Below are 4,431 nucleotides of genomic sequence, written 5' to 3'. Positions count from 1 at the left end.
CTTTTGCGCGGGTTTGCGGTCGTGGCCGACGAAGTGCGCCAACTGGCGTCGCGCACCAGCAAGGCCACTGAAGAGATTGTCGGGGTGGTGCGTCAGAACCAGGACATGGCTCGCGACGCCGTGAACCTGATGACCGACGGCCGCCAGCAAGCCGAGCAGGGCCTGGCCCTGGCCGCCGAAGCCGGCACGGTGATCGTGGAAATCCAGGACGGCGCGCAAAAGGTCGTCAGCGCCGTCGGACAGTTCGCCAACCAGCTATCGAGCTGATCCGTAGGGCTTGTGCTTGAGGTATCGTAGGTTTTTCACGATTGAAGAGCCGATCCTCCATGAGCCCTGACCACCGCCGCCCCGTTCCGCTGTCCAAGGCCTACCGCTTGCTCAACCACGGCCCGACCGTACTGGTCAGCGCTGCGCATAATGGCCAGCGCGCTATCATGGCCGCCGCCTGGGCCATGCCGTTGGATTTCGAACCGCCGAAAGTCGCGGTCGTGCTGGACAAGGCCACCTGGACCCGCCAACTGCTGGAACGCGCCGGCACCTTCGTGCTGCAGGTGCCCTGCGCGGCCCAGGCCGATCTCGTACAGACAGTGGGCACTACCAGCGGCGCCGATCTCGATAAATTCGCCGCCTATGATTTGCACACCTTCAACGGCGAACACACCGAAGCGCCCTTGCTCGAAGGCTGCGTCGCCTGGCTGGAATGCCGCCTGCTGCCCGAGCCGCATACCCAGCAGACCTACGACCTGTTCCTCGGCGAAGTGGTTGCCGCGTATGCCGACGAGCGCGTGTTCAGCGACGGGCGTTGGCATTTCGAAGGCTTTGATCAACTGCGCACCCTGCACCATGTGGCGGGCGGGCATTTCCTCACCATCGGCCAGCCGATTGACGGGCAGCAGCTGACGCCCGCCGGTTGAGCCTGTTCAGCGCCCGAGCATCTTCACCCAGCGCGCCGGCGGCATGCCGTAGGTGCTGCGAAATTGCCGGGTCATGTGGCTCTGGTCGGTGAAGCCGGCGAGCATCGCCGCGTCCACCAGCGGTTTGCCCTGGGCCAGCAGGCTGCGTACCAGATCCAGCCGGCGCATGGTCAGGTAGCGGTAGGGGCTGGTGCCGAACAACAAGCGAAAATCCCGCGACAAGGCCCAGCGGTCGCGGCCGGCGTGTTCGGCCATTTCATCCAGGGTGATGCTGCGGCCCAGGGAACTGTGGATAAATTCTCGGGCGCGTTCAGCGGCGACGTAATCGAAGGTCTTGCGGGTGGTGATCGCTCCCGAGGCGTTGCTCAAGGCTTGGGCCAGGTCGAACATCGCGTCCTGCTCCTGCAACGGGTCGATCGGGCAGTCCAGGCTTTGCAGCAACACTTCGCTGGCGCGGTGCAACCACGGGTCGGTGGACACTCCGTCGGGGATAAACGGCAACGGCTTGCCGCCGAGGATCTGTTGGATCAGCGCCGGCTCCACGTAGATCATGCGGTACTTGAAACCTTCCTCGCTGCCGGCGCGGCCGTCGTGGGTTTCATCGGGATGAATCACCATGGTGGTGCCGGGCAGGCTGTGGGTCATGTCGCCGCGATAATGAAAACTCTGCACGCCGAACAAGGTACGGCCGATGGCATAGGTGTCATGGCGATGCGGGTCGAACGCGAAGCCGGCAAAGTACGCCTCGATGCGGTCCAGGCCGCTGGCGTGCGGCGCGCGGTGCAGCCAGTCGAGGGTGGGGGTGGGTTTACCCATGGTGACTTGTCACAAGAAGAGGTGGAAACACGTTAGCCGAGTCTGAGGCCCTTGTCTGCCGGGGTCTTGTACGATTGTGCAGGGGGCAGGCGAGGCCTATGATCGCTGTTCGTGCCTTGTGCTGATGGAGCGCCCCCATGGATTTCCTCAACCCTGCCTACGTGGCGCCCCTGAGCTCGCTGGCCCTGCTGTGGACGGTGGCGGTGGTCACGCCTGGCCCCAACTTCTTCAACACGGCGCAACTGGCCGCCAGTTGTTCGCGCCGCCATGGTGTGGTGGCCTCGGCGGGTGTGGCTACGGGTACGATCCTGTGGGGGTTGGCGGGTGGCCTGGGCATAAAGTCGCTGTTTAGCGCCGCACCCATGCTGTACCTGGCGTTCAAGATCATCGGTGGCTGCTACCTGATCTACCTGGGCTTGAAGCTGTTCAAGCGCTCGGCGCCGGCGATGGGGCAGAGCCTGTTGCCGGACGGGCCCCGACGCTCGTTGTTTTCCGCCTGGCGCCTAGGGTTGCTGGGCAATCTGTCCAATCCCAAGGCCGCGTTGTTCGTCGCCACCATCTTCGCGTCCACCATGCCGCCGTCGCCGTCACCGATGCTGCTGACCCTGGCGGTGATCATCATGGCCACCTTGTCTTTCAGCTGGTATTCCAGCGTGGCCCTGGTGTTTTCCAGTGAGCGCATGGCCGACCTCTACAGCCGCTCGCGCAAATGGCTCGACCGTTTTGCGGGGGGTTGCTACATGCTGTTCGGTGTACATCTGGTAGCGAATCGCTGACCGCTCATGGTAAGAAGCCTTACTTTCAACAGTGAGGTCGGGTCATGAGCAAGGTGCGCGTAGGGATTATTTTTGGTGGTCGTTCGGCCGAGCACGAAGTCTCGCTGCAGTCGGCGCGCAACATTGTCGATGCCCTCGACCGCTCGCGCTTCGAGCCGGTGCTGATCGGCATCGACAAGGCCGGCCACTGGCACCTTAACGACACCTCGAACTTCCTGATCAACCAGGAAAACCCGGCGCTGATCGCCCTCAACCAGTCCAACCGCGAACTGGCGGTGGTGCCGGGCAAGGCCAGCCAGCAAGTGGTGGAAACCACCGGCAGCGGCCTGCTGGCCCACATCGACGTGATCTTCCCCATCGTCCACGGCACCCTCGGCGAGGACGGCTGCCTGCAAGGCCTGCTGCGCATGGCCGACCTGCCTTTCGTCGGCTCCGACGTGCTCGGCTCGGCAGTGTGCATGGACAAGGACATCAGCAAACGCCTGCTGCGCGACGCCGGTATTGCCGTCACGCCGTTTATCACCCTCAACCGCAACAACGCGGCGCGCACCTCGTTTGACATGGCGGTGCGCAAGCTCGGCTTGCCGATGTTCGTCAAACCCGCCAACCAAGGCTCCTCGGTGGGCGTGAGCAAAGTGAACGACGAGGCCGAATACCACGCCGCCGTCGAACTGGCCCTGGGCTTTGACGAGAAAGTGCTGGTGGAGTCTGCCGTCCAGGGCCGCGAGATCGAATGCGCCGTGCTGGGCAACGACAACCCCATCGCCAGCGGTTGCGGCGAGATCGTGGTGAGCGGCGGCTTCTATTCCTACGACAGCAAATACATCGACGACCAGGCGGCCCAGGTGGTGGTGCCGGCCGATATCAGCGTTGAAGCCAGCGAGCGGATTCGCCGCCTGGCCGTCGAAGCGTTCGAGGTGTTGGGCTGCGCAGGGTTGGCGCGGGTCGATGTGTTCCTCACCGAGGAGGGCGAAGTGCTGATCAACGAAATCAACTCGTTGCCGGGTTTTACCCGCATCAGCATGTACCCCAAGCTGTGGCAGGCGGCGGGGATGAGTTACAGCGAGTTGGTCAGCCGCTTGATTGAACTGGCGTTGGAGCGGCATGCGGGGCGTAAGGGGTTGAAGATCAGCCGATAGTCATCGGCTGGCGCGCCAGTAACGCCATTAGGCGTTACTGAGGACTTCCCGGAAAACGTCCGGTCTTATGGCCGCAATGTGCAGCAGCGAGCGTGCTGCGCCGGAGGGGGAGCGACGCCCTCGTAAACATCAATCCCCCAACGCCTCCCCCTCCCGCCGAGGATCGGCACCCCCGCTCAACATCACCTTGCCCTGCGCATCCCGCGTGCGAACGATCGCCTGGATGCCGCTGGTCATCTCGATCTCGCTCAGTGCATGGCCCTTGTCCCTGAGCGCCTGTTTCAACGCCGGGCTGAACATGCCGCTTTCCAGTTCGGTTGCGCCATTGCGGCTGCCGAAGTTGGGCAGGCTGATGGCGGCTTGCGGGTCGAGTTGCCAGTCGAGCATCGCCACCAGGGATTTGCTCACGTATTCGATGATCTGCGAACCGCCCGGCGAACCCAGCGTGGCCAGCAATTCACCGCTCTGGCGGTCAAACACCAGGGTCGGTGCCATGGCCGAGCGCGGGCGTTTGCCGGGTTGCACGCGGTTGGCCACCGGCTGGCCGTTTTCCTCGGGAATGAACGAGAAGTCGGTCATCTGGTTGTTGAGCAAAAAGCCCTGGACCATCAGGTGCGAGCCGAACGCGGCCTCCACCGTGGTGGTCATCGATACGGCACCGCCCTGGTCATCCACCGCCACCACTTGCGAAGTGGAGATGCGCAGCGGCGAGCGGTCCGGGGCATATGCCACTTGAATGCCCGCCGGTTGGCCCGGCTTGGCGACGCCCAGGCTGCGTTCACCGAT

6 protein-coding genes and 1 pseudogene are annotated in these 4,431 nt (G+C 63.8%); 4 read left to right on the top strand and 3 right to left on the bottom strand.

What is annotated here, in order from left to right:
- The coding region (locus L9Z73_RS26055; RefSeq protein WP_247407329.1) for a methyl-accepting chemotaxis protein at positions 1-267 on the top strand (267 nt) is incomplete at its 5' end.
- Positions 268-326: 59 nt separating this feature from the next.
- Complete coding sequence (locus L9Z73_RS26050; protein ID WP_247407326.1) at positions 327-914, top strand: flavin reductase family protein; 588 nt, start codon at positions 327-329, stop codon at positions 912-914.
- A 6-nt stretch (positions 915-920) separates the two neighbouring features.
- On the opposite strand, the gene L9Z73_RS26045 is transcribed toward L9Z73_RS26050, so the two are convergent.
- The gene (locus L9Z73_RS26045) at positions 921-1,730 is read right to left on the bottom strand and encodes an AraC family transcriptional regulator (protein WP_247407324.1); all 810 of its coding nucleotides are present in this window, start codon (positions 1,728-1,730) and stop codon (positions 921-923) included.
- 137 nt (positions 1,731-1,867) lie between these two features.
- On the opposite strand from L9Z73_RS26045, the gene L9Z73_RS26040 reads away from it, so the two are divergent.
- Both L9Z73_RS26040 and ddlA read left to right on the top strand, forming a co-directional pair.
- Positions 1,868-2,506, top strand: a complete 639-nt coding sequence (locus L9Z73_RS26040) for a LysE family transporter (RefSeq protein ID WP_247407322.1) — start codon at positions 1,868-1,870, stop codon at positions 2,504-2,506.
- Positions 2,507-2,550: 44 nt separating this feature from the next.
- Positions 2,551-3,645 (top strand): D-alanine--D-alanine ligase, encoded by a 1,095-nt coding sequence (gene ddlA, locus L9Z73_RS26035; RefSeq protein WP_247407309.1) that lies wholly within the window; start codon positions 2,551-2,553, stop codon positions 3,643-3,645.
- Between the two features lie 27 nt (positions 3,646-3,672).
- Here ddlA and L9Z73_RS31355 read toward each other — a convergent pair.
- Positions 3,673-3,768: pseudogene (locus L9Z73_RS31355) on the bottom strand (helix-turn-helix domain-containing protein); the annotation flags it as partial.
- 6 nt (positions 3,769-3,774) lie between these two features.
- A partial coding sequence (locus L9Z73_RS26030) for a gamma-glutamyltransferase (RefSeq protein ID WP_247407307.1) occupies positions 3,775-4,431 on the bottom strand: 657 nt, incomplete at its 5' end.

Origin of the sequence: Pseudomonas emilianonis (assembly GCF_023072625.1) — a bacterium.
Lineage (GTDB): Bacteria > Pseudomonadota > Gammaproteobacteria > Pseudomonadales > Pseudomonadaceae > Aquipseudomonas > Aquipseudomonas paraveronii.
The sequence above is the reverse complement of the archived record's forward strand: the minus strand, read 5'-3'. Positions and strand labels throughout refer to the sequence as shown.